17 protein-coding genes and 2 rRNA genes are annotated in these 22,617 nt (G+C 52.6%); all 19 read right to left on the bottom strand.

The features are described 5' to 3' along the window. Positions 1–6: 6 nt before the first annotated feature. Positions 7–2,924 (bottom strand): 23S ribosomal RNA (locus tag SELR_RS11695). Positions 2,925–3,149: 225 nt separating this feature from the next. Then, positions 3,150–4,803 (bottom strand): 16S ribosomal RNA (locus SELR_RS11700). Together the 16S and 23S rRNA genes form the textbook arrangement of a ribosomal RNA operon. 1,119 nt (positions 4,804–5,922) lie before the next feature. Further along, the gene (locus SELR_RS11710) at positions 5,923–7,182 is read right to left on the bottom strand and encodes an NAD(P)/FAD-dependent oxidoreductase (protein ID WP_014425438.1); all 1,260 of its coding nucleotides are present in this window, start codon (positions 7,180–7,182) and stop codon (positions 5,923–5,925) included. Positions 7,183–7,422: 240 nt separating this feature from the next. After that, positions 7,423–9,021, bottom strand: a complete 1,599-nt coding sequence (locus tag SELR_RS11715; protein ID WP_419789604.1) for a DUF4127 family protein — start codon at positions 9,019–9,021, stop codon at positions 7,423–7,425. 35 nt (positions 9,022–9,056) lie between these two features. Next, positions 9,057–9,743 (bottom strand): hypothetical protein, encoded by a 687-nt coding sequence (locus SELR_RS11720; RefSeq protein ID WP_014425440.1) that lies wholly within the window; start codon positions 9,741–9,743, stop codon positions 9,057–9,059. After that, positions 9,740–10,423, bottom strand: a complete 684-nt coding sequence (locus tag SELR_RS11725; RefSeq protein WP_014425441.1) for a DUF2225 domain-containing protein — start codon at positions 10,421–10,423, stop codon at positions 9,740–9,742. The genes SELR_RS11720 and SELR_RS11725 overlap by 4 nt, the downstream gene beginning before the upstream one ends. 110 nt (positions 10,424–10,533) lie before the next feature. Continuing rightward, on the bottom strand, positions 10,534–11,259 hold the full coding sequence (locus SELR_RS11730) for a hypothetical protein (protein ID WP_014425442.1): 726 nt from the start codon (positions 11,257–11,259) through the stop codon (positions 10,534–10,536). A gap of 90 nt (positions 11,260–11,349) precedes the next feature. Then, the gene (locus SELR_RS11735; protein ID WP_014425443.1) at positions 11,350–12,030 is read right to left on the bottom strand and encodes a hypothetical protein; all 681 of its coding nucleotides are present in this window, start codon (positions 12,028–12,030) and stop codon (positions 11,350–11,352) included. Positions 12,031–12,096: 66 nt separating this feature from the next. Beyond that, positions 12,097–13,677 carry a DEAD/DEAH box helicase gene (locus SELR_RS11740; protein WP_014425444.1) on the bottom strand — a complete coding sequence of 527 codons (1,581 nt, stop codon included), beginning with the start codon at positions 13,675–13,677 and terminating at the stop codon, positions 12,097–12,099. 222 nt (positions 13,678–13,899) lie between these two features. Continuing rightward, positions 13,900–15,231, bottom strand: coding sequence for a 30S ribosomal protein S12 methylthiotransferase RimO (gene rimO / locus SELR_RS11745; protein WP_014425445.1), 1,332 nt, complete (start codon positions 15,229–15,231; stop codon positions 13,900–13,902). A 104-nt stretch (positions 15,232–15,335) separates the two neighbouring features. Continuing rightward, entirely contained in the window at positions 15,336–16,379 is a 1,044-nt protein-coding gene (locus SELR_RS11750; RefSeq protein ID WP_014425446.1) for an ABC transporter substrate-binding protein, read from the bottom strand. Between the two features lie 205 nt (positions 16,380–16,584). Next, complete coding sequence (locus SELR_RS11755; protein WP_014425447.1) at positions 16,585–17,538, bottom strand: chemotaxis protein; 954 nt, start codon at positions 17,536–17,538, stop codon at positions 16,585–16,587. 104 nt (positions 17,539–17,642) lie between these two features. Then, positions 17,643–18,515: a CvfB family protein gene (locus SELR_RS11760; RefSeq protein WP_014425448.1), complete on the bottom strand. Its 873-nt coding sequence runs from the start codon at positions 18,513–18,515 to the stop codon at positions 17,643–17,645. A gap of 11 nt (positions 18,516–18,526) precedes the next feature. Continuing rightward, the gene (gene rsfS / locus SELR_RS11765) at positions 18,527–18,871 is read right to left on the bottom strand and encodes a ribosome silencing factor (protein ID WP_014425449.1); all 345 of its coding nucleotides are present in this window, start codon (positions 18,869–18,871) and stop codon (positions 18,527–18,529) included. Between the two features lie 71 nt (positions 18,872–18,942). Beyond that, positions 18,943–19,995, bottom strand: coding sequence for an LCP family protein (locus SELR_RS11770; protein ID WP_014425450.1), 1,053 nt, complete (start codon positions 19,993–19,995; stop codon positions 18,943–18,945). A 12-nt stretch (positions 19,996–20,007) separates the two neighbouring features. Continuing rightward, positions 20,008–20,586 carry a bis(5'-nucleosyl)-tetraphosphatase (symmetrical) YqeK gene (yqeK, locus tag SELR_RS11775; RefSeq protein ID WP_014425451.1) on the bottom strand — a complete coding sequence of 193 codons (579 nt, stop codon included), beginning with the start codon at positions 20,584–20,586 and terminating at the stop codon, positions 20,008–20,010. Then, positions 20,583–21,188, bottom strand: coding sequence for a nicotinate-nucleotide adenylyltransferase (gene nadD / locus SELR_RS11780; protein WP_014425452.1), 606 nt, complete (start codon positions 21,186–21,188; stop codon positions 20,583–20,585). The genes yqeK and nadD overlap by 4 nt, the downstream gene beginning before the upstream one ends. Further along, the gene (locus SELR_RS19060; protein ID WP_014425453.1) at positions 21,185–21,346 is read right to left on the bottom strand and encodes a hypothetical protein; all 162 of its coding nucleotides are present in this window, start codon (positions 21,344–21,346) and stop codon (positions 21,185–21,187) included. The genes nadD and SELR_RS19060 overlap by 4 nt, the downstream gene beginning before the upstream one ends. Then, entirely contained in the window at positions 21,346–22,599 is a 1,254-nt protein-coding gene (locus tag SELR_RS11785) for a glutamate-5-semialdehyde dehydrogenase (RefSeq protein WP_014425454.1), read from the bottom strand. Before SELR_RS11785 ends, SELR_RS19060 begins: the two co-directional genes overlap by 1 nt. Between the last annotated feature and the right edge of the window lie 18 nt (positions 22,600–22,617).

Consider the following 22,617-nt stretch of genomic DNA (forward strand, 5'->3'; position numbering starts at 1 on the left):
CTTTATGAAGTTAAGCCCTCGATTTATTAGTATTGGTCCGCTGCATGCCTTACGGCACTTCCACTCCCAACCTATCTACCTTGTCTTCTTCAAGGAATCTTACTGGATTACTCCATGAGATACTTCATCTCGGGACAGGCTTCACGCTTAGATGCTTTCAGCGTTTATCCCTTCCGGACGCAGCTACCCAGCTATGCTTCTGGCGAAACAACTGGTACACCGGCGGTCCGTCCACTCCGGTCCTCTCGTACTAGGAGCAGCTTCCCTCATGTATCTTACGCCCGCGATGGATATGGACCGAACTGTCTCACGACGTTCTGAACCCAGCTCACGTACCACTTTAATGGGCGAACAGCCCAACCCTTGGGACCTGCTTCAGCCCCAGGATGTGATGAGCCGACATCGAGGTGCCAAACCTCCCCGTCGATATGGACTCTTGGGAGAGATTAGCCTGTTATCCCCAGGGTAGCTTTTATCCGTTGAGCGATGGCAATTCCACTCTCATTCCACCGGATCACTAAGCCCTACTTTCGTACCTGCTCGACGTGTCTGTCTCGCAGTCAAGCTCCCTTCTGCCTTTATACTCTTCGCGCGATTTCTGTCCGCGCTGAGGGAACCTTTGGACGCCTCCGTTACTCTTTCGGAGGCGACCGCCCCAGTCAAACTGTCCGCCTGCCACTGTCCCCGAAGTCGTTAGTTTCAGGGTTAGATTCCTAACACGCAAAGGCTGGTATCCCAACATTGACTCCCTACAATCTGGCGACTGTAGTTCTCCGTCTCCCAGCTATCCTGTACGTTACATGCCAAAAATCAATGACAGGCTGCAGTAAAGCTCCATGGGGTCTTTCTGTCCAGTCGCGGGTAACCTGCATCTTCACAGGTATTTCAATTTCACCGGGTCCCTCGTTGAGACAGTGCCCAAGTCGTTACACCTTTCGTGCGGGTCGGAACTTACCCGACAAGGAATTTCGCTACCTTAGGACCGTTATAGTTACGGCCGCCGTTTACTGGGGCTTCAATTCCGAGCTTCACCTTGCGGCTGACCCGTCCTCTTAACCTTCCAGCACCGGGCAGGTGTCAGCACCTATACGTCAGATTTCTCTTTAGCAGGCACCTGTGTTTGTGGTAAACAGTCGCTTGGGCTTCTCTTCTGTCGCCGGCTCCAGCTCCATCAGTAAATGACTTCACCAGCTCCGGCCATCCTTCTCCCGAAGTTACGGATGCATTTTGCCGAGTTCCTTAACGAGGGTTTTCCCGCGCACCTTAGGATTCTCTCCCCGCCTACCTGTGTCGGTTTTGGTACGGGTACATGTCGTCTCGTTAGAAGCTTTTCTTGGCAGTGTAGTACGTCTGAATTTGATGCATCCCGAAGGATTTATCTATCTATCGGTTCTCAGCCTTACAGTGTGGGGATTTGCCTCCACACCAGCCTACCGCCTTCGACTGGCATTTCCATTCGCCAGCTCAGACTCCTTGCTGCGTCACTCCATCCTCAAACAACTCCATGCAGTACAGGAATTTTCGCCTGTTGTCCATCGCCTACGCTTGCTGCCTCGGCTTAGGTCCCGACTTACCCTGGGACGACGAGCGTTGCCCAGGATCCCTTAGGCTTTCGGTGGGCCAGATTCTCACTGGCCGTTTCGCTACTCATACCGGCATTCTCACTTCCATACGCTCCAGCTGTCCTTCCGGTCAACCTTCAACGCACATGGAACGCTCCCCTACCCATGCTTGCGCATGCCGCGACTTCGGTTCTGTACTTGAGCCCCGGATATTTTCGGCGCAGGGCCTCTCGACCAGTGAGCTATTACGCACTCTTTAAATGGTGGCTGCTTCTGAGCCAACATCCTGGTTGTTTAGGAAGTCCTACATCCTTTTCCACTTAGTACAGCATTGGGGACCTTAGTCGGCGGTCTGGGCTGTTTCCCTCTTGAATACGGGTCTTATCACTCGCATTCTGACTCCCAGGTTCTTCTCATAAAGCCATTCGTAGTTTGACTGGAGTTGGTATCCATTACAGACCCGCGTCCGATCAGTGCTCTACCGTCTTTATGTGTCGCCTGAGGCTAGCCCTAAAGCTATTTCGGGGAGAACCAGCTATCTCCACGTTCGATTGGCATTTCACCCCTATGCACAGCTCATCCCAAAGTTTTTCAACACTCACGGGTTCGGCCCTCCACTCATTTTTACCTGAGCTTCAGCCTGGCCATGCATAGATCACTGTGGTTTCGGGTCTAATCCATGTAACTTTCGCCCTGTTCAGACTCGCTTTCGCTTCGGCTCCGTGTCTTCCACTTAACCTCGCTACATAAATTAACTCGCCGGTTCATTCTTCAATAGGCACGCCGTCGCTCATATAAAGAGCTTCGACTGCTTGTAGACATACGGTTTCAGGTTCTATTTCACTCCCCTCCCGGGGTTCTTTTCACCTTTCCCTCACGGTACTATGCGCTATCGGTCGTTCCGTAGTATTTTGCCTTGGATGGTGGTCCACCCTGCTTCCCACAAGGTTTCACGTGTCTCGTGGTACTCTGGATACCGGCCCATTGGACAACTTTTCGCTTACGGGGGTTTCACCTTCTGTGCCGCTCCTTCCCAGAAGCTTCAGCTAAATTGTCTTCCTTTTATGCCGGTCCTCAACCCCGGGTGTCCGAAGACTCCCGGTTTGGGCTCTTCCCTGTTCGCTCGCCGCTACTGAGGGAATCTCTTTTGATTACTTTTCCTCCGGTTACTTAGATGTTTCAGTTCACCGGGTGTGCCTCCTAGAAACTAGGTAATACGACATGACTCGTATTGGGTTGCCCCATTCGGACATCCATGACTCACAGCCTACTTGCGGCTCCTCATGGCTTTTCGCAGCTTATCGCGTCCTTCATCGGCTCGGAACGCCTAGGCATCCACCATATGCCCTTGGTAGCTTAACTTTCGTTTGCTTTTAAGGTATCACATGTTTGTGTGATGTCTATGCTTTAGAATCCTAAAATGTTCGTTCAACCTTCTGTTTACACTGTCGTGTAGACCATTGGTTAAAATTGATACATTTTGATTTCTTCTGTGTAGTTTTCAGTGTACATATTAGAGAGATTATTCTCTCAAAACTAGACAATGCAAATTCCAGATGCTCCGACCTAAGATTTTGTAATCCTTAGAAAGGAGGTGATCCAGCCGCACCTTCCGATACGGCTACCTTGTTACGACTTCACCCCAGTCATCGCCCCCACCTTAGACGGCTGCATCCTTGCGGTTTGCCCACCGGCTTCGGGTGTGAATGACTTCCGTGGTGTGACGGGCGGTGTGTACAAGGCCCGGGAACGTATTCACCGCTGTATGCTGACCAGCGATTACTAGCGATTCCGACTTCATGCAGGCGGGTTGCAGCCTGCAATCCGAACTGGGAGATGGTTTATGGGGTTCGCTTGCCCTCGCGGGTTCGCTGCTCTCTGTCCATCCCATTGTAGTACGTGTGTAGCCCAGGACATAAGGGGCATGATGACTTGACGTCATCCCCGCCTTCCTCCGCGTTGTCCGCGGCAGTCTCATTTGAGTTCCCACCATAACGTGCTGGCAACAAATGATAGGGGTTGCGCTCGTTGCGGGACTTAACCCAACATCTCACGACACGAGCTGACGACAGCCATGCACCACCTGTTTTCGTGTCTCCGAAGAGAGGGATCTATCTCTAGATCTTTCACTCAATGTCAAGCCCTGGTAAGGTTCTTCGCGTTGCGTCGAATTAAACCACATACTCCACCGCTTGTGCGGGCCCCCGTCAATTCCTTTGAGTTTCAGTCTTGCGACCGTACTCCCCAGGCGGAATGCTTATTGCGTTAACTCCGGCACAGAAGGGGTCGATACCTCCTACACCTAGCATTCATCGTTTACGGCGTGGACTACCAGGGTATCTAATCCTGTTCGCTCCCCACGCTTTCGAGCCTCAGCGTCAGTTACAGTCCAGAAAGCCGCCTTCGCCACTGGTGTTCCTCCTAATATCTACGCATTTCACCGCTACACTAGGAATTCCGCTTTCCTCTCCTGCACTCAAGAAAGACAGTTTCAATCCCATCACGGGGTTGAGCCCCGCACTTTTAAGACTGACTTGCCTTCCCGCCTGCGCTCCCTTTACGCCCAATAATTCCGGACAACGCTCGCCACCTACGTATTACCGCGGCTGCTGGCACGTAGTTAGCCGTGGCTTCCTCGACGGGTACCGTCATTGCGAAAAACTATTCGCATTTCGCACATTCGTCCCCGTCAACAGAGCTTTACGAGCCGAAACCCTTCTTCACTCACGCGGCGTTGCTCCGTCAGGCTTTCGCCCATTGCGGAAGATTCCCCACTGCTGCCTCCCGTAGGAGTCTGGACCGTGTCTCAGTTCCAATGTGGCCGTTCATCCTCTCAGACCGGCTACTGATCGTCGCCTTGGTAGGCCGTTACCCCACCAACTAGCTAATCAGACGCAGACCCATCACAAAGCGATAGCTTACAAGTAGAGGCCATCTTTAATCAGTCTCCCATGCGGGAATCTGACAACATTCGGTATTAGCAGTCCTTTCGGACTGTTGTCCCCATCTTTGCGGCAGGTTGTCTACGCGTTACTCACCCGTTTGCCACTCGGCATCTTTTCAACACTCAATACTCGACTCTTAGTTAAGCACTTTATAAAAGTGAAATTGCGACTTCGTCGCAATGACGCTTGAAGTGACTTTATCAAGTACTCAGTGTTGAAAATCTGCCTCGTTCGACTTGCATGTGTTAAGCACGCCGCCAGCGTTCGTCCTGAGCCAGGATCAAACTCTCCATAAAATTTATGAAGAACTTAATCAAGCTCTCAATTATCTATAAAAGAAATTGCCGATTGCTATGTTGTTCATACCAATCGATGTTTTGTTAAGAAGTAAAAACTTCTTCAAACATCTGGCTTAATCATGTTGCATGATTATTTTGCATTGTTTAGTTTTCAAAGAACAATCATTGTCGCACTCTTCAGAAGTGCCCGTCGCTTCAAGCGACTCATTTATCTTATCACCAGCAGATCAGCTTGTCAAGAACTTTTTAAATTCTTTTTTGAAGCTTTTCGGAACTCTCCAGCGGCCTGCCACTCAAGGCTTGCTGTGCTGTTTCGTTGCCGTGTCTGTCAGCGACTTGTATTATATTACACGAGTCGGATGGATATGTCAACACCTTTTTTGAAAAAACTTAAAAAAACTGCCAAACGCTGCCAAAACATTAGTCCCCCCTGTCATGCTTTATCCACACCTATAAATTGCAGTTTGTAGATGCGAGCCTAAACTCTTTTGTTATAGCTCAGTGGGGCGGCGGTGGGAATACTTTTCCGCCGCTGCACTAAATGTCCCGCCAACAGAAGTACGCATCTTCCAGTAACCTGCGCCGGGCAAGTCCGGCGGCGCGTCCATCAACGAAGCATCCAGCAAATGCTGTTTGCGGGCCAGCCTTCACTTCGTTCAGGCAGTCGTTCCGCCGGCGGAAAAGCATCCCCACCGCCACCCAGCGTTACGTTTGTCAATGCTGCTATGTTCCGGCTGGAGGATACAAGCACATCGATGTTCTTGTTACGGGAGAACCGGGTTCGTGCCGATTGCCAAAATCGTGGCTGGGAGGCGAACGGGGGAGTGCTTTTTCTGTGGGAGCGACTGCCTGAGCGCCAGCGAAGGCCGGCCCGAGGCAGGCAGTTACCAGAAAGCACGCTGAAAGACGCGCCGCCGGTCTTGCCCGGCGCCATCTGGCTAAACAGCTCTAAAATTGCCGAGAGGGTCGTTTTAGCGGAAACAGAAAAAGTACTCCCCCGTGAACCCCTGACTGCGTATGAACGGGATATCTTCAGCACGAACCTGCCAATAAACTGCAATTTGCGCAAATGGGGCTGTTGCACGTAACTTTTCACTGCAACAGCCCCATTTATCCTCAGATTTTGATATTCGTAATAATACGTCCCAACCGCGTGCCGGACAGCAGATTCCACGTCCACTTGATGGCCACGGTGATATTAGTATGGGTACCAGCCAAGCGGATCAGATGGATGAACATCCAAGCGCACCAAGCGATAAAGCCGGTCATTTCCGGGTTCATGCTGGTCTTGGCCACAACGGCCTGCCCACGCCCAATGGTAGCCATAGCTCCCAAATCCTTATACACGAAGGTTTTGAGCTCCTGCTGCCCGCGAATCAGGCGCATGATGTTCTCATGAGCCACCACGGCTTCCTGGGTAGCCACCGGCGCCACCGTTGCCAGCGGCCGTTCCGTGCCATGGCAGAAGTTTGCGCAGTCACCGATAGCAAAGACATTCTGGCTGCCATTGACGCGCAGTTTCTCATCGACGATAACGCGACCGGCCCGGTCTACTTCCCCGCCGCAGTTTTCGATGAAGGGCACAGCCTTGACACCAGCCGCCCAGATCAGTGTGCTGGTGGGGATCTCTTCCCCGTTCTTCAACTTAATGACGTGTCCGTCGTAGCCTGTTACCTGCGTATTCAGCAGCACTTCCACGCCTTTGCTGCGCAGGACTTCCACCGTATGATCGCGCAGATTCTGCGGCATCATAGGCAGGACATTGGGCGTAGCTTCGATCAGCTTGACGGTAACTTCGCTGAAATCCAGATTATGAAATTCCTTCTTCTGGATGCCGATCAATTCCGAAATAGCGCCCGCCTCTTCAATGCCGGTGGGGCCGCCGCCCACGATGACGAAGCTCAGCATCTTGCGGCGTTCTTCCGGGTCCTTGCTCTTGTTGGCACGCTCAAACATATGCAGCACATGATTGCGAATATGCAAAGCTTCCTGCAGGGATTTCATGCCAAAGGAATGCTGTTCCACTTCCGTCATACCAAAGAAATTCGTGGTTGCACCAGCTGCCAGGATCAGATAATCGTATTCGATTTCCCCATGATTGGTCAGCAGGATATTTCTCTGCTGGTCAACGCCCAGTGCTTTGGCCATAAAGAATTCCACATTCTTGTTCTTACGGAAGAACGTGCGGATAGGATAGGCAATTTCATCCGTGGACAATACCGCCGTAGACACCTGATACAGCAGTGGCTGAAACAAATGGTAATTATGGCGGTCTACCAGGGTAATATCCACATTTTCCTTGCTAAACAGCTTTGCCAATTTGACGCCACCGAACCCAGCGCCCACAATCACTATACGCGGTTTCCTATCTGCCATGAAAAGCCCTCCCAGCATCTACACATTTCATTCGTGAAAATCATAACTTATAATTGTGAAAAAAAGCACTTTTGTTTCATGGTTTACATAATATCACGTTTCCCAGTAAATGCAAGAGGAAATTTACATATTTCAGACAATTTATTATTGTATATTCTTAGCGACAAGAAAAACGCCTATATTTCTTCCCAATTTCTTTTCTTTACACGTAAAAAACCTTCCCCGCAGGGAAGGTTTCCGTTACTTGAAAAAATGAATTTCTTTATGTTCACTATGCCGGATATCCGCTTCAAACATCCGATTCCAGGGAAAATAAACTTCGATATCTTCCAACGTGGTCAAATGCGGCAGATTGCTGTCAATAAAGCGGCGCAGCATGGTCTGGGTGCGTTGTGACACCGCTTCCTTCTTGGCATCGAGGCTGCCATAGACGCCATCTCCCCGCAGCCAGGAAAGCTGGCGGGCAATGGTATTGCGGACATTGGCCTGATAGGCCCAATCATCCAGATAGCGCGTCAGCAGCAGGGCATCCACATCAGCCCGCTTCATCTTCTGCGTCAGCATGCCCTCACCGATGGCAAAGCCGGTGCTGTTAGTGGGCGTGTTCCAACCGGCATAGGCCTTCAGCTTGAAGAGCAGGCTGCGCTTTTTGAGTTCCTCCATCAGCGCATTATCACTGCCATTGGCATAGGCAATATCCGCAATGCCTACCGGATACCCCTTGTCCACATATTCGCTGACCAGATCGGCAAAGTATTTCGTACCTTCCCGATCATCCCCATCATTTGACCTGTCATTGGCCTCATAGGTCTTGCCGTTGGGATTTGTGTTTACCATCAGCACCAGATCCGCCCGTTCCGGGCTGGTCACAGGCATGCCGCCCGCCGCCGTGATGGCCGACGCGATGGAGGCACTGATCTTCTCGTCCGAGTAAGCCGGTACTGTAAATTCCCCTCTGCCCCAATTATACTTGGTGTAGACAAAGGGCACCTCTTTTTTCAGATTATTGATGGCCCGTGTCAAAAGCAGTATCCCCGTCTCATCAATGCCAGCCATGGCCTGGAACCGTGTCTTGTCCAGATCCTTGCCCGCTTCTGCCAGATGACGGCTTTCCAGATGTGTCCGCGAATAAGGCGCATTGTCATCACGACCCAAAGCCAGATAATCAAACACCTTTTTACGGGAAAGATTGATGAGCTCCTTATTAGCTGCAAAGTTCTTTTCCCGGCGTCCCAGCCAATCCTGCAGATCCTTCCTGGGAATAAGCTCTGTCAGGAAAGCCTTCTCCTTCTGTTCCCGACGGGAAAGGCCTTCTACCTCTTCCTTATCCTCCAGCACCGTATAACGGAAGATATCGGCACCGTAATTGCGGTAGTAGGCCGGTTCCTCATGACCGGAAGCTTCACCGTTCCGGGGCGTGCGCATGATCGAACCGAAAACATAGACAGGCAGTTTGGGATTTTCCTTGCGGAACTGCTTGAACTTTGCCGCCCGCTCCAGCACCTCTTCCTTGCTGTATTCATGTTTGCGGGATCCCACCAGACTGCCATAGAGCAGGGAGTCCGAGGATATGACTGCAGCCTTGGCATCTGCCGAATGAACCGTCAGCCAATCCCACAACGCACCGGGATGCCCCAGATCTTCCCGGTTGCCCAACAGCTCATCTGGAGGAACAATCACCTCATAGCCGAGTTTTTCCGCCACTTCCGCAGTCTGTTTATCAGAAATGGGCCGGTTATCATGAGGAATATAAAGAATCTTTTCTACTTGCACATCTTTATGGCGAGCCTGCCCCTGTGGCATAGCCCCCAGCATCACCATGGATACCATTACAAGCATGAACAGCCGCTTGTACAAAAAACCGCTCCCTTCGCTTATTTTCCCTGCTGCGGCAATATTGCGCGCAGATCGTCCTTCACATCATCCGGTACATTGAGTTTCGTCTGGAACATGATGCCGCCCTCCTTAGGCACAGCTTTCTCAATCTCCACCACGTCCAACAGACGATGGCCATGAAACATGGTCCTGCCCAGCTGGGATGATGCCAAGACCTTGCTATAGTCAATCGTCACTGTATTGTGCTTAATGGTCACCGGCACGTCCTCACTGAGCTGTACACTGCCCACCATGCGCTGGGCCATAGCCAGTGACACCCGGGAGAACACCCAGGACATCAGCCCATGGTTGGGAATGTTCCGCTGGCGTACCTTATAGACCATGCAGGATTTATCTCCATTGTGGACAAATTCCTGCACCTGCCCATTGAGTTCCACCGGCCCAAACTTAACCGTGTCCACCGTGATGGCCAGACTGCCATCCGCCGCTGATTTCAGCTTCACAGACTTTGCCGGGCCGCCCTCTTTGATATTTTTAGCCAAGGCCTCATTGAGCACATCATCTGAAACAAAGAGATTACCCTGGCTGATTTCGGCCAGGGTTTCTTTATCCCATGTTTCTTTGATGACACGCAAAGCCGGCCCATAGTCGGCTACTTTTTCCTGCACCTTTGACCAGTCAATTTTTGCCAGCTGTTCCTGAAAGTGTGCTGGTAAATCAATCACTTAGCATCCTCCTTGTCCTCGCGGATGGTCTGCCATAGATCCCGCGCCTGCTTATAAAGATGGATATCCCTTTCCCTCAGCCCCTGATCACCAATCAGGCGGGAAATATACTGGGTAGCCTTTTCGTAATTCTGCATCCGGACATAAATCGCCCCCACAAGATACAAGGCCATATCATCGCTCATGCCATTCTGGGGATAACGTTCCGTCATCAGAGATTTATCATAGAGATCCGCTGCCTGCTGCAACATCTCCATCTCTTTATCTTTCTCTGCTGAGTAGCGATAGATCCAAGCCAGCCCCAAATACATCCCGGCCTGTTTGGCCAGCGGCTGATCCGTCATCTCTGCATAAAAAATAGCCAGCTTATATGCCGCCACCGCATCCGGCACCCGCCGTACCTCCACAAATTCCATACCCAGTTTTTTCTTATCCAGAAATTCCTTGATCTTCCTCTTATGTACTACAGGCATAGAGCCCAAAAAGGTCTTCTCATCAGCGGCATAACCGCATTTCTCACAGAACCAGATCTTGTAAAGATAAGGATTGAACCCCTTGTAGTGGACGCAGAAATCTTCATCGGTGCGTTCCACACTGAGCTTGGATTTTGTCTTCACCACGCGGGTTGATTCTCCGCAGATCGGACATTGCTTCTCAACGGTAAACGTAAATTCTCCCATGGCGGCTTCCTCCTTATCCGCAACACGCTGCTCAACTTTAGTATATCATTTATCCGGAAAAAAACAAATTAAAATACGTTTAAAAAACCTTCCCCGCAGGGAAGGCTTTGTTACCGAACTGGTTCTATGGGCGGCAGTTCCACCGTGTCATTGCCGCTGAACTCACTGACGTTCAGTTCGATGCTGGTGGATTCTACAATGGCATCCTCCACCTTGCTCTGAGGCAGTTTTTCTATTTCCAGTTCCACTGTTTCCACACCTTGAGACAACACCTGGCCCACCGGCTGTACTGGCGGCAGTTCCACCACCTCTGCAGTCTGCGCTGGCAAAGGTGTAGGGGCAGGCTGGACGGGCTGTATCTGCAGGTCTACCTCCGTCTGTATCTGTGGCTGCGGCTCTGCCGGTTTGACCGGGGCCGGCTTCGGAGCCGGTCTGACGGCAGGCTCCAGAGGCTGAGGCGTTATGATAGCTGGGATATCCGTCTTCTCTCCCCGCTTCTTCGCCTTGCGCTCCCTATCGATATCCGCAGCTGTAATGATGATAGGAACAGCTTTTTTCTGCCGCTGGGCCGCTTTCTCCTCTTCGGCCAGCTGTTCCGGCGTCTTCACCGCCGACCAATGCAGACGGGAATTGAGTTCCGGCAGGTTGCGCACTGCATCATCCACAGCCCGGGCAGCCTGTTGGGCATTAGAATTCCCTTTGCTCTCCTTCACCAACTGCGAATGGAATAATTCCTGCGAATCCACCGTGGAAACAGCCGCTTCTCCCCAGCTGAAGCCCCCTGCCATCATAATGCCAGTCAAGACTGCTATACCTATTGTCCTGCTTTCCCTCATAGTTATATCCCCCAATGGCCTGCGCCGTATTTTCTCTAAACATAAATAAAATTCGGCAGAACCTTAAAAAAGTCCTGCCGAATTTCCTGCTTATTTTTCGGTAAAGCTTACAACGCCCTTCTGGAAAGCAGCGATTGCCTCACTGCGCAGATTGGGGTTATCAATCAGCTGTACGGAATAACGGCCGCCCTTGTTGCCGCGGAAGAAAGTCACCGCCATCTGGGCATCAGCCTTAGCCGTCACATCCGGCTTGCCATCACCATCGGTATCAATCTCCACCTCTTTGGCCGTAATCGCGTAAATTGCCTTGTCCTTGGCATTGCGATTGATCAGCATGATGCCCTCGTAACCATTGGTGGTCATCAGCCCATTCAGATAACTTTTGGCTGCGGCTTCATCAATGGTATTAAGATCCGGCATCTTGGCATCATCAAAGGCATCCTTGATGATTACCCAGGCATTCTTGATATTGTAACCCTCGTTGTCAAAAATCAAAACCTCGCCCTGCTTGCCTTCATAAAGCTCGCTGGCCGGAATCACATTTGGCTTCTTGGGGCAATTGATGGTATAGCCATACTTGCTGCTGGTGTAAACATAGCTGTTCTGCTGCGCCTCACCAGCTTTGACTGCCTGCGGAGCTGTTTTTGCTTCCGTGGTCACCGCCGGCTTTGGCGCCGCTTTTTTCTTTGCCTCCGTCTGCTGCATGCCCGTGCCAAGCATAAGGACTCCCATCAGTCCTAAGGCTGTGATAATCTTTGTTTTTTTCGTCATCGTACATTACCTCTTTCCATTAGTTCTGCTATGCTGGGATTCCTGTTTCTCTATTGCCCTATTATATCACCGTTTGCGGGCCGGTTCCACATTTACCTTCCAGCCCTTGACCGTATTGCGGTGCATCGTGCTCATGACGCGTTCAGCCACATCCTCCGGCACTTCCACAAAGGTGAACTTGTCGTAGATATTGATGACGCCGATGGTCGCCCCTGGGATATCCGCTTCATCGGCAATCGCCCGGACAATGTCAGCCGGACGGATCTTCTGGCTGCGGCCGATATTGAAGAACAGACGTACCATGCCCGGTGCTCCGCCCGTATCGCCAAAGCCATTATCCGCATCGCTCTTCTCGTCCTTGAATCCTTCCAATGACAGCTTCAGGGCAGCCGCTGCGATGTCCACCATATCGAAGCCTTCGGCTGCCACATCCGAGATGATCTCATGGTAATCATCATAGTGATTCTGCTGCAAGGTCTTCACGAGACGTTCCTGCACCAGATCCTTCTGCCGTTCCAGCAGGTCAGATGCCGTCGGCAGTTCCTTGCGCTGGATCTTCGTATGGGCCAGTTTCATGATCAGGCGCAGCTGACGGTATTCCTTCGGCTCGATAAAGGTCATGGCCACGCCTTTGCGGCCGGCACGGCCCGTACGGCCAATGCGGTGCACATAGGATTCATGGTCCTGGGGAATATCGTAGTTGATGACATGGGTGATATCGTCGATATCAATACCGCGAGCCGCCACATCCGTGGCAATCAGGATGTCAATGCGACCCTCGCGGAAACGCTTCATCACGCGGTCACGCTGGATCTGGGACAGATCGCCATGCAGGCCGCCGGCGGAATAGCCGCGGGCCTCCAGGGAAGCCGTCAGATCATCCACCGCCCGCTTGGTGCGGCAGAAGATAATGAGCTTGCCCGTTTCCTCCACATCCAGCACCCGGCAAAGACCTTCGAATTTCTCACGCGTCTCATAATAAAGCTGGTCAATCAAAGGAACTGTGAGGTTTTCTTTGGTGATCGTGACGCGCTGGGGATGCTCCATATAGCGGCGGGAAAGTTTTTCAATCGGCCCCGGCATCGTCGCCGAGAACAGAAGCGTCTGCCGCCCGTCAGGAATCTGCTTGATGATGTTTTCGATATCATCAATAAAGCCCATATCCAGCATTTCATCGGCTTCATCCAAGACTAACGTCTGCACATTCTCCAAATCCAGCGTGCCACGGTTCAGATGGTCAAGCAGGCGCCCCGGCGTACCCACAACCGCATGCACACCGCGCTTCAAGGAGCGAATCTGCCGGTCGATGGACTGCCCGCCATAGATCGGCAGCGTACGCACCCGCTTGAACTTGCCGATCTTATTGAGCTCCTCCGCCGTCTGGATCGCCAGTTCCCGCGTCGGCGTGAGAATAAGCGCCTGCACCTTATGGAATTTCTCGGCAATCTTCTCCACCGTAGGGATGCCAAACGCCGCCGTCTTCCCTGTCCCCGTCTGGGCCTGCCCAATCACATCATGCCCTTCGAGGGTAAGTGGAATCGTCTGCGCCTGAATCGGCGAAGGCTCCTCAAACCCCATCTCCCGCAGTGCCTGCAGCACCTTACGGCTCAGTTCAATCTCACCAAAGTTTTTAAGTTCCTGTTTCAAAAAGTTCCTCCAAAAAATCTATAAAAAGTAAAGATAGTGGTATTCCACCTCATCCGCCCCTTACGGGGCACCTTCCCCTCAAGGGGAAGGCATAAAATCGTGCTATATCGTTGCCCGGTGCCCAAGGAGGGGCACCGGTGGCTTTAAATCCCGTGATGGGATTTTCAGCTACGTTTTCTTTTCGGTTCCTTTTCTTTGCGCCAAAGAAAAGGAACAAAGACTTTATTCGTTTACCGGCTCGCCCACCACATCATAGGTGAACCCCTGAAGCACGCGTACTTTTATAACGTCTCCCGGCTTGCTGGTGCTGTCACCTTCAATATATACCTGTCCATCAACTTCAGGTGCCTCGCGATAGGAGCGCCCTACCGCGATATTCGGCTGTTCCTCATCCCGTCCTTCCACCAGGACTTCAATAACCTTGCCCTCAAAGCTCTGATTGACCTCCTCAGAAATCTTGCTCTGCACGCTCATGAGGTCATGATAGCGTTCCTGCATGACTTCTTCAGAAATCTGATTTTCCATATCATAAGCCGGCGTATCTTCCTCACGGGAATAGGTGAACACGCCCACCTTGTCCAGGCGCTGCTCGATCAGGAAGTTGCGCAGAGTCTGATACTGTGCATCCGTTTCCCCGGGGAAGCCAACAATGAACGTGGAACGAATCGTAACCCCCGGAATGCGTTCCCGCAGCTTCTTGATCAGGGTAATCATCTGCTCCTGGGTGTCCGGGCGATGCATGGATTTCAGCACGGAATTATGAGCATGCTGCAGAGGCAGGTCCACATACTTGCAGACCTTGGGTTCCGTGGCATAGACATCAATGAGTTCATCGGTGAAGAACTTCGGATAGCAGTAAAGGGTACGCACCCATTTGAGCTTCGGCACCTTGACCACTTCCCGCAAGAGTTCAGCCAGGGCCGGACGGTTGTAGATATCCCGGCCATAGTTGGTGCTGTCCTGGGCGATAAAGACAACTTCCCGCACACCCTGCTCCGTGAGATGCTCCACTTCCTTGCAGATATCTTCAATCCTGCGGCTGCGGAAACGGCCGCGGATCTGCGGGATGGCACAGAAGGCACAACGATTGTCGCAGCCTTCGGCGATCTTCACATAGGCCGTATAATCCGGCGTAGTCAGGATGCGGGGCGTCTTTTCATCATAAAGGGCCTCATCCTCATCGGCAATGACCACCCGGCGTCCCTTAAGAGTTTCCTCCACTGCCTCCATAATGCGCCCCCAGGCCCCGGTGCCCAGGATAGCATCGGCTTCCGGCAGTTCATCCAATAATTCCTGCTTATAGCGCTGGCCCAGGCAGCCTGCCACAATCAGACTGCGGCAGCGACCCGATTCTTTATAATCGGCCATGTTGAGTACCGTGGTAATGGACTCTTCCTTAGCCGACTGGATAAAGGCACAAGTGTTGACAATCAAAATATCGGCTTCCGCCGGATCATTGGTCAGCTCAATGCCATGGTTCTTCAATTCCCCCAGCATCACTTCCGTATCCACCAGATTCTTGGAACAGCCAAGACTGATAAAGCCTGCTTTCACAAAAATACCTCCTAAATATCTACGCTCTAATTACGAAAGAGGATACGGCCTGTATGGACAGGCTGCACCCTCTGCATAGCAAAACAACACACGCAAAACTTAATTTACTTGAAACGGACTTCCTTCACCCATTTGTCCAGGAAATCATGTCTTTGCTGGTCCGTGAAATTCACGGGCTGATCAAAGAGAATCATATTCTTGCCGGCGAAGGACTTATAAGCCAATGTACCGGGATTGGTCGGCACAAAGTAGAAATCCTGTTTCTGCAAGGCCTGCTGGGCCTCATCGGAAAGCAGCCAATCGGCAAACTCTTTGGCTGTCGTGGCATCCGCCGGTTTTGCCTTATAGACGATTCCCGTCCCCGTAACCATGGCCGCCGTGCCATCAGCCGGATAGACGATCTTCAGCGGATATCCCCCCTGCATATAGCGGATGGCTTCGCTTTCCACCGCAACAGCCACATCCACTTCCCCCATCCCCGCCTGCCGGACCGGATTGGAAAGATAACGGGCATACTGCACCACCTTGGGATGAATCTGCCGCCAGATATCATAGGTGGCTGTATCCCCGAACTGCGCCAACATGCTCATAAAGAGATTGGCTGACGCATCTGCCGCCAGGAAATCCGTGATGCCCACCCGCATCTTGGGCTGAGCTGCCAGTTCCTTCCAGGTATCCGGCACCCGCGGCAAGGTCAGGAGATAATCCCTGTTCATACAGAACACAACCGGATCGTACCATACCCCTACCCAATAGCCATCGCTTTGGCGGAAACTCTCCGGCACCTGATCGCCGGCCTCGGACAGGTAAGGCGTCAGATAACCGGCCGCAGAAGCCTTGGCCAGCGTATCCTTATCCGCCAGCACCATAGCCGCCGCACCGCCTTCGCCAGCTTCCGCCTGGGACTGCAGTTTCTTCAGCACATCCCCGGAAGACAGCGGCACGAAATTTATCCTTACATTATGGGAAGCTTCATAGGCATTATTCAAGATAGCGGCATGTTCTGCCGGCAAGGTCGTGTAAACCACGATTTCCCGCAAAGGCCGCATTTTCCCCTCATGCCCGGCTCCGGCAAAGTATGCCGAACCTGCTACAACTAAGATGAACAACAAAAAAGCCGTCAGCAGCAGGAATGTATACCTTCTCATCAAACTTTACCTCGCTCACAACTTCAATCATTCCCTATTCTATCATAAGAACAGCAGTGCCGCAACAGATTTTACAGAAGGCCTCGCACTGCAATTGCACGCACAAAGCCCGGTGGCTGATGATGCTTTCCGCAGCGTTTGGCGCTTTTTGTCAAAGCGGAGGAAAGTATTATCAGCCACCGGGCGTCTTTGCATATCAACTTAGTCAAACTTCATCTGCATTGGGATCCTTGATGGGCACGCCGAAAATCAGATTATCCAGCAGACCAATCAACTGGTTGATCTCCGGTTTGGCAATCTGGCCGGAGGCACCGAGCTGCTCGCCCTTGAGGCGCATTTCATCACTGATCAGAGACGAGAACAGTACCAGCGGAACCCCATTCAGAACCTCATCCTCACGCACCAGCTTCAGCAGGCGATGACCATCCATCTTGGGCATCTCCACATCGGAGATGATAACCCCCACATGCTCATCAATCTTGCCCGGCTTCTTAGCCAGTCCCTGCAGATAATCCCAGGCGTCCTGACCGTTGCCGAAGTCACGCACAAAGCGATAGCCGGACTCATGCAAAGTCGTAACCAGCAGGTCACGCAGCATGGGCGAATCCTCTGCCACCACCACATGCACATCCGAACGCTTGGACTTCACATCCTCGGTTGCTTCTTCAAAAGTTGTGAGCTTCGCATTGATTTCAGGATTGATCTCCGCAATGATGGTCTCAAAGTCAATGAGCAGCACAATGCGATCTTCCATCTTGATGATACCAACGACACGGGACTGATCTCCCACTTCCGGCGCCGGCTCCATATCCTTCCAGGAAATGCGGTGAATACGTGAAACATTCTCTACCAAAAAGCCAATGTTGTAGTTATTGATTTCCGTTACGATAACATTGCGCGGTTCGGTCTTTGACTGGACATTCAGGCAGCGGGGCAGGTTCACCAAGGGAATTGCCTTGCCACGCAGGGTGAACAGGCCATCGATATAAGGATGGGCCTGTGGCATAGCCGTCACCGGCGGGCAGGTGATTACTTCCCGCACCTTCGCTACGTTGATGCCATAGTTAACTTGTCCAATGCTGAACTCGACAATTTCAAACTCGTTGGTGCCGGTCTCCAGCAAGATTCCTTTCTTATCGCCACTCGTTTCTGCTGCCATCTACTTCGCCCCCATCTATTTAATATCCCATTCGAATTTTGTCTCTAGCTTTCTTATTCGCCCTTGCGGGTTAAAATCCTTCAAAGCCGTAAAAAAATTCTGCATTATTTCAAATAGGTCCAGCCGTCTTCCTCAAAGACCTTCTGCTCTTTGATCAAATGGCCCAAAGCGCGCTTGAAAGCCGCCTTGGAGATGCCGAACTTGTCCCGGATCACTTCCGGCGAAGATTCATCACTGTAAGGCATTTTGCCATCACGGTTTCGCAGAAGTTCCATAATCTTTTCCCCATCGGTGATCAGGGCTTTTTCCTTGGATTCCTTCAGGGAAGCATTGAGGCGGCCATCATCACGGATATAGGTGACACGGGCGGTGACCACCTGACCGACACGGGGACGGTTGCGCTCATCCATTTCCTTATTGGCAATGAAGACGATATAACGCTCCTCACTGAACAGGAAAGCGCCGGCATCGGTGTAGTTATAGATGGCCCCTTTGACCAGCTGGCCCTTCTTCACGCCCTTGGCAGGCTGGGAGGCCCGGCGCATTTCATCTTCCACTTCCATGGTCACGGCCAGGCGCCCGGACTTATCCGTGTAAAGCTTGGCCCAAACCACCTCGCCAATCTGGGGACGGCCGCGCATACCGGCATAGGGCATGAAGATACCGCGCTCAGCGCCCACGTCAACGAAGGCACCATCCCTGCTTACATTGATGACCTTGAGACGGGCAATCTGTCCTTCCCGCATCTTCGGCACCCGCATGCTGGCGGTGAGCTTCCGGTTTGGATCGAGATAGAGGAACACCTCCACCTCATCGCCGATTTTCACCGGTGATGTCTGCTGATTCTTGTGCAGCAGGATATCATCATTGGTATTGCCGGTTTCCGCATCGAGAAAAGCACCCAATTCCGACTCGCGCACAACTTTCAGCGTAGCTACGGAGCTGGGGCCGTATTTCCTTTTTGACTGTTCTTCCATAATGTCCTCAATCAGTCCTCATAAACGGACAGTTTCGCATCGCCCCAGAGCTGTTCCAAAGCGTAGTATTCGCGGGCTTCCTGCATAAATACATGGGCAACCACATCACCGTAGTCCAGCAGCACCCATTCACCTTCACGGTAGCCTTCCTTGTGGAAGAAATCCACACCGGCTTCCTGCAGCTGCTCTTCGATGCTGTCGGCAATAGCCCGCACCTGGGTGGCCGTATTGGCCGAGCAGACCACGAAATAATCCGTGGACGGGGACAGTTCCCGCATATCCATAATTACGATATCTCTGGCTTTTTTATCACTGGCGGCCTTGCAGATGGCCTGGCTCATTTCTTCAATGGTCATAGTAAATCCTCCAAATCATATTATCCAGGTGTTTCCACCTCATCCGTCACGCTTCGCGTGCCACCTTCCCCTCAAGGGGAAGGCTTTTCTTCGTTTATATCTTCCGGCGGGAAAAGTTCCTGCATCCGCTGGACGGTGGCAGCATCATCCAGCACCCAGATAGATGCGTCATCAGCTGCCGGTGCCCCGGGCAGGATAATGCTTTCCGGCGGCACGCTGCTCAGATGACGCAGCACATTGGCCAAATGCATGGAATCGAATAGTTCCGCACTGGTCTCCACCCGCTGCTTGAGGATCTCAGCGATGGCCGGCAACTTCGTCAGGGTTCTGAACTGCAGGAGATTCTGATACACTGCCTTGCAGAAACGCTGCTGGCGCTGCATCCGCCCCAGATCATCCAGGTCGTCACTGCGATAGCGCAGATATTGCACGGCCTGGTTGCCATCCAGATGCTGGTATCCCCGTGGCAGATGGATGGAGATGCCGCCCTCGGCATCATCGTAATTCATATCCGCTTCCACATAGATATCCACGCCGCCAATGGCATCGATAAGTTCGCTGAAGGCCCGCATATCCAACACCATATACTGATGGATGGAAACGCCCAGCAGCGCATTGACCTGCCGCGTCATCAGCGGGGCGCCCCCCATGGCATAGAGATTCTTGATCTTCATCTGCTGCTGGCTGCCCGCCACGTTCACCCAGGTATCCTCGGGGATATGGATGAAACGCAGCTTGCCGGTGGAATTCTCAAAGCTGGCTACGACAATGCCATCCGCCCGCTTGCCTTCACCGCCATCTTCATCCACACCTTCATCAATCCCCAGGATCAGCACATTGGTATAGCCGTCAAAACGCGGATCAACTGTGCCGCGCCGGGCCTGCTGCCTTTGGGTGTACCCCGCATACATGGCCTGATACTCCTGATGGATTTTCGAGCCCAGTGACACCAGGGCATAACCGGCAAACAACACGCCCATCAATATGGTTGCAGACATAACCAGCAGGACCAGCAGGCGCAGCCTGGCCCGCCGCCGGCGCTGGGCCAAGAGTTTTCGTTTGTATTTTATATTCTGCTGGGTGACATTTATCTTGCCACCCTTGTCATTTCCCTTTTTTCCCATCTGCTCGCCCTTCTATTTCTGCAGCAGAATTTCATTGCGTGCATTGACCGTAGCCGGATGCACCAGCCCGCCCTTGCGCAAAACAAAGGCAATGGATTCCGTCAGTCCCACCAACAGCATCTCATCCAAACCTGCTGTCCGGGCAAGACCTCTGAGCATCTCTACTTCTGGATAATCCCGGTGCGGCTCGATCATATCGGCAAACCAGATGATCTTGTCCAGTTCTGTCATCTGTGGTCCGCCCACGGTATGCCGCCAGATGGCCTGCTCAATATCATTGTCATTGACACCATACTTTTCTGCCACCAGCCGGGAGCCGACATAGGCATGCAGGAGCAAAGGCATCCGGCGTTCCAATGGCTCCACGACAATCAGCCGCTTCTCGGCCTCGGAGATCAGGTCCTCATTGCGGAATTCCCGGGCACAGTCATGCAGAAGACCGGCCACCCGGGCCTTCTGTTCATCCACACCAAAACGCCGGGCCAGAAACACCGCAGTTTCCGCTACCCCCAAAGAATGTTCATAGCGGCCAGGCTTCAGACTCTTCTGCAAAAGTTGCTGCATCTCTTCATAGCTCATAGCAAAACTCATTGGTACAAACCTTCTTTTTCGATATAATCAGCCACAGCCTCGGGCAATAAATAGCGGATGGAACGTCCTGCCGCAATCCGCTCCCGGATCAGCGTGGAAGAAATCTCCATCATGGGCACTGCCAGTTCATGGATGCGGCTTCGCAGTTCCGGGCCGAAATAATCCAGCAGCACTTTCTCGTCGAAAGGCACCTCCGGCCGGGTTGTGCCGATAAACTGGCAGGCTCCCACCAAATCTCGCGGATGGTTCCAGGTGGGCAGGTCATTGATGGAATCCGAACCCGTGATAAAGAACAGTTCTGCATCCTTTCCCTGCCGCTGCTGCATCTCCTGCACCATCAGCCAGGAATAAGATGGCCCCTTGCGCTCCATTTCCAACAGATCGATGGCAAAATGCGGATTGCCCGCAATAGCCAGCTCCACCATCCGGATGCGCTGCGCGGCTGAGGCAATCCTGCGTCCCTGCTTGTGCGGCGGCTGCGCCGCCGGGATAAAGAGTACCCTGTCCAGGGCAAAAGCCTCCCGGGCTTCTTCAGCAATATGCAGATGAGCCAGATGGATGGGATCAAAGGTTCCCCCCATCAGGCCAATGCGTTCCTTCACAGGCTTACCCATCCCACAAAATACAGAATCAGACAAACAACAACCATGGTCAGCAACATGAGCAGCAGCGCCCGGGCATAGTCCCGGCTGTCATGCGCCCCCTTAGGGGTAGCGAGATATTGCCGCAGGGTGCGGTAATACCCGGATAGATGAAACATCAGCGAATCTGCCCCTCACCCATGATCAGATATTTGCAGCTCGTAAGCTCCATCAGCCCCATCGGCCCGCGGGCATGAAGTTTCTGCGTGCTGATGCCGATTTCTGCACCGAAACCGAATTCAAAACCATCCGTAAAACGGGTGGATGCGTTGACATAGACCGCCGCCGCATCCACTTCCTTCTGGAAGCGAGCCGCATTCACGAGGTCATTGGTCACGATGGTTTCCGAATGCCCCGTATTATAGCGGTTGATATGTTCAATCGCCGCTGACACATCCTCTACCACCTTCACCGAAAGGATCAGATCACCATATTCTGTGCTCCAATCCGCTTCCTCTGCCGCCTGCATCTCCGGACAGATGGCTTTAGCCTGCGCGCACCCCCGCAGCTCGACTTTTTTCGCCATCATGGCTTCATAGAGCATGGGCAGGAATTTTTCCGCAATGTCCTGATGCACCAGCAGGGTTTCCATGGCATTGCAAACCGAAGGACGGCTGGTCTTGGCATTGATGGCAATATCGAGAGCCATCTGCAGATCCGCACTCGCATCCACGAAGGTATGGCAGACACCTGTGCCTGTTTCGATCACGGGTACGGAGCTGTCCTCTACCACGCGTTTGATCAGGCCGGCACCACCGCGCGGGATAATCACATCCAGGAGGCCAGTCAGATGCGTCATCACACCTACGGCCTCACGGTCGGTGAAATCGATGAACTGGATAGCCCCCTCAGGGATACCATGCGTATAGGCAGCTTCTGCGAGCAAAGAACTGATGGCGATATTCGAGCGAATGGCCTCACTGCCGCCACGCAGCAGGACTGCATTGCCGGATTTCAGGCAAAGAGCCAAAGCATCCGCCGTGACATTGGGGCGGGCTTCATAGATGATGCCCACCACGCCCAGCGGCACCCGCACGCGGCGGATGGAGAGACCATTGGGCCGCACGGTGCTATAGTCGCCCAGGCCAATCGGGTCCGGCAACGCCGCCGTCTGCCGCAGGCCTTCGGCCATACCGGCAATGCGGTTCTCATCGAGCATCAACCGGTCCAGATAGGAACGCTTGACGCCCTTTTCCCTCGCCTCTTCCAAATCCTGCGCATTGGCTTCCAGGATCATGGAGCTGCGCTGTTCCAAGGCATGGGCCATGGCCAGCAACGCTTCATTCTTCACCTTTGTCGAAAGCGTGCCCAGCTTATAGGAAGCTGCCTTGGCGGCTTCTGCTTTTTTGCGTACTTCGCGCTGAATATCCAAACTGATTCCTCCCGTACT

It is taken from the genome of Selenomonas ruminantium subsp. lactilytica TAM6421 (genome assembly GCF_000284095.1).
GTDB classification, from domain to species: domain Bacteria; phylum Bacillota; class Negativicutes; order Selenomonadales; family Selenomonadaceae; genus Selenomonas_A; species Selenomonas_A lactilytica.

Excerpts from the sequence above, each read along its gene's own strand:
- SELR_RS11725 (WP_014425441.1), bottom strand. The coding sequence starts at position 10,423 with ATGGGAGAATTTACGTTTACCGTTGAGAAGCAATGTCCGATCTGCGGA.
- SELR_RS19060 (WP_014425453.1), bottom strand. The coding sequence starts at position 21,346 with ATGTTTCATCTATCCGGGTATTACCGCACCCTGCGGCAATATCTCGCT.
- SELR_RS11760 (WP_014425448.1), bottom strand. The coding sequence starts at position 18,515 with ATGGAAGAACAGTCAAAAAGGAAATACGGCCCCAGCTCCGTAGCTACG.
- rsfS (WP_014425449.1), bottom strand. The coding sequence starts at position 18,871 with ATGACCATTGAAGAAATGAGCCAGGCCATCTGCAAGGCCGCCAGTGAT.
- SELR_RS11770 (WP_014425450.1), bottom strand. The coding sequence starts at position 19,995 with ATGGGAAAAAAGGGAAATGACAAGGGTGGCAAGATAAATGTCACCCAG.
- SELR_RS11735 (WP_014425443.1), bottom strand. The coding sequence starts at position 12,030 with ATGACGAAAAAAACAAAGATTATCACAGCCTTAGGACTGATGGGAGTC.
- SELR_RS11750 (WP_014425446.1), bottom strand. The coding sequence starts at position 16,379 with ATGAGAAGGTATACATTCCTGCTGCTGACGGCTTTTTTGTTGTTCATC.
- yqeK (WP_014425451.1), bottom strand. The coding sequence starts at position 20,586 with ATGAGTTTTGCTATGAGCTATGAAGAGATGCAGCAACTTTTGCAGAAG.
- SELR_RS11715 (WP_419789604.1), bottom strand. The coding sequence starts at position 9,021 with ATGCTTGTAATGGTATCCATGGTGATGCTGGGGGCTATGCCACAGGGG.
- SELR_RS11730 (WP_014425442.1), bottom strand. The coding sequence starts at position 11,259 with ATGAGGGAAAGCAGGACAATAGGTATAGCAGTCTTGACTGGCATTATG.
- SELR_RS11755 (WP_014425447.1), bottom strand. The coding sequence starts at position 17,538 with ATGGCAGCAGAAACGAGTGGCGATAAGAAAGGAATCTTGCTGGAGACC.
- SELR_RS11710 (WP_014425438.1), bottom strand. The coding sequence starts at position 7,182 with ATGGCAGATAGGAAACCGCGTATAGTGATTGTGGGCGCTGGGTTCGGT.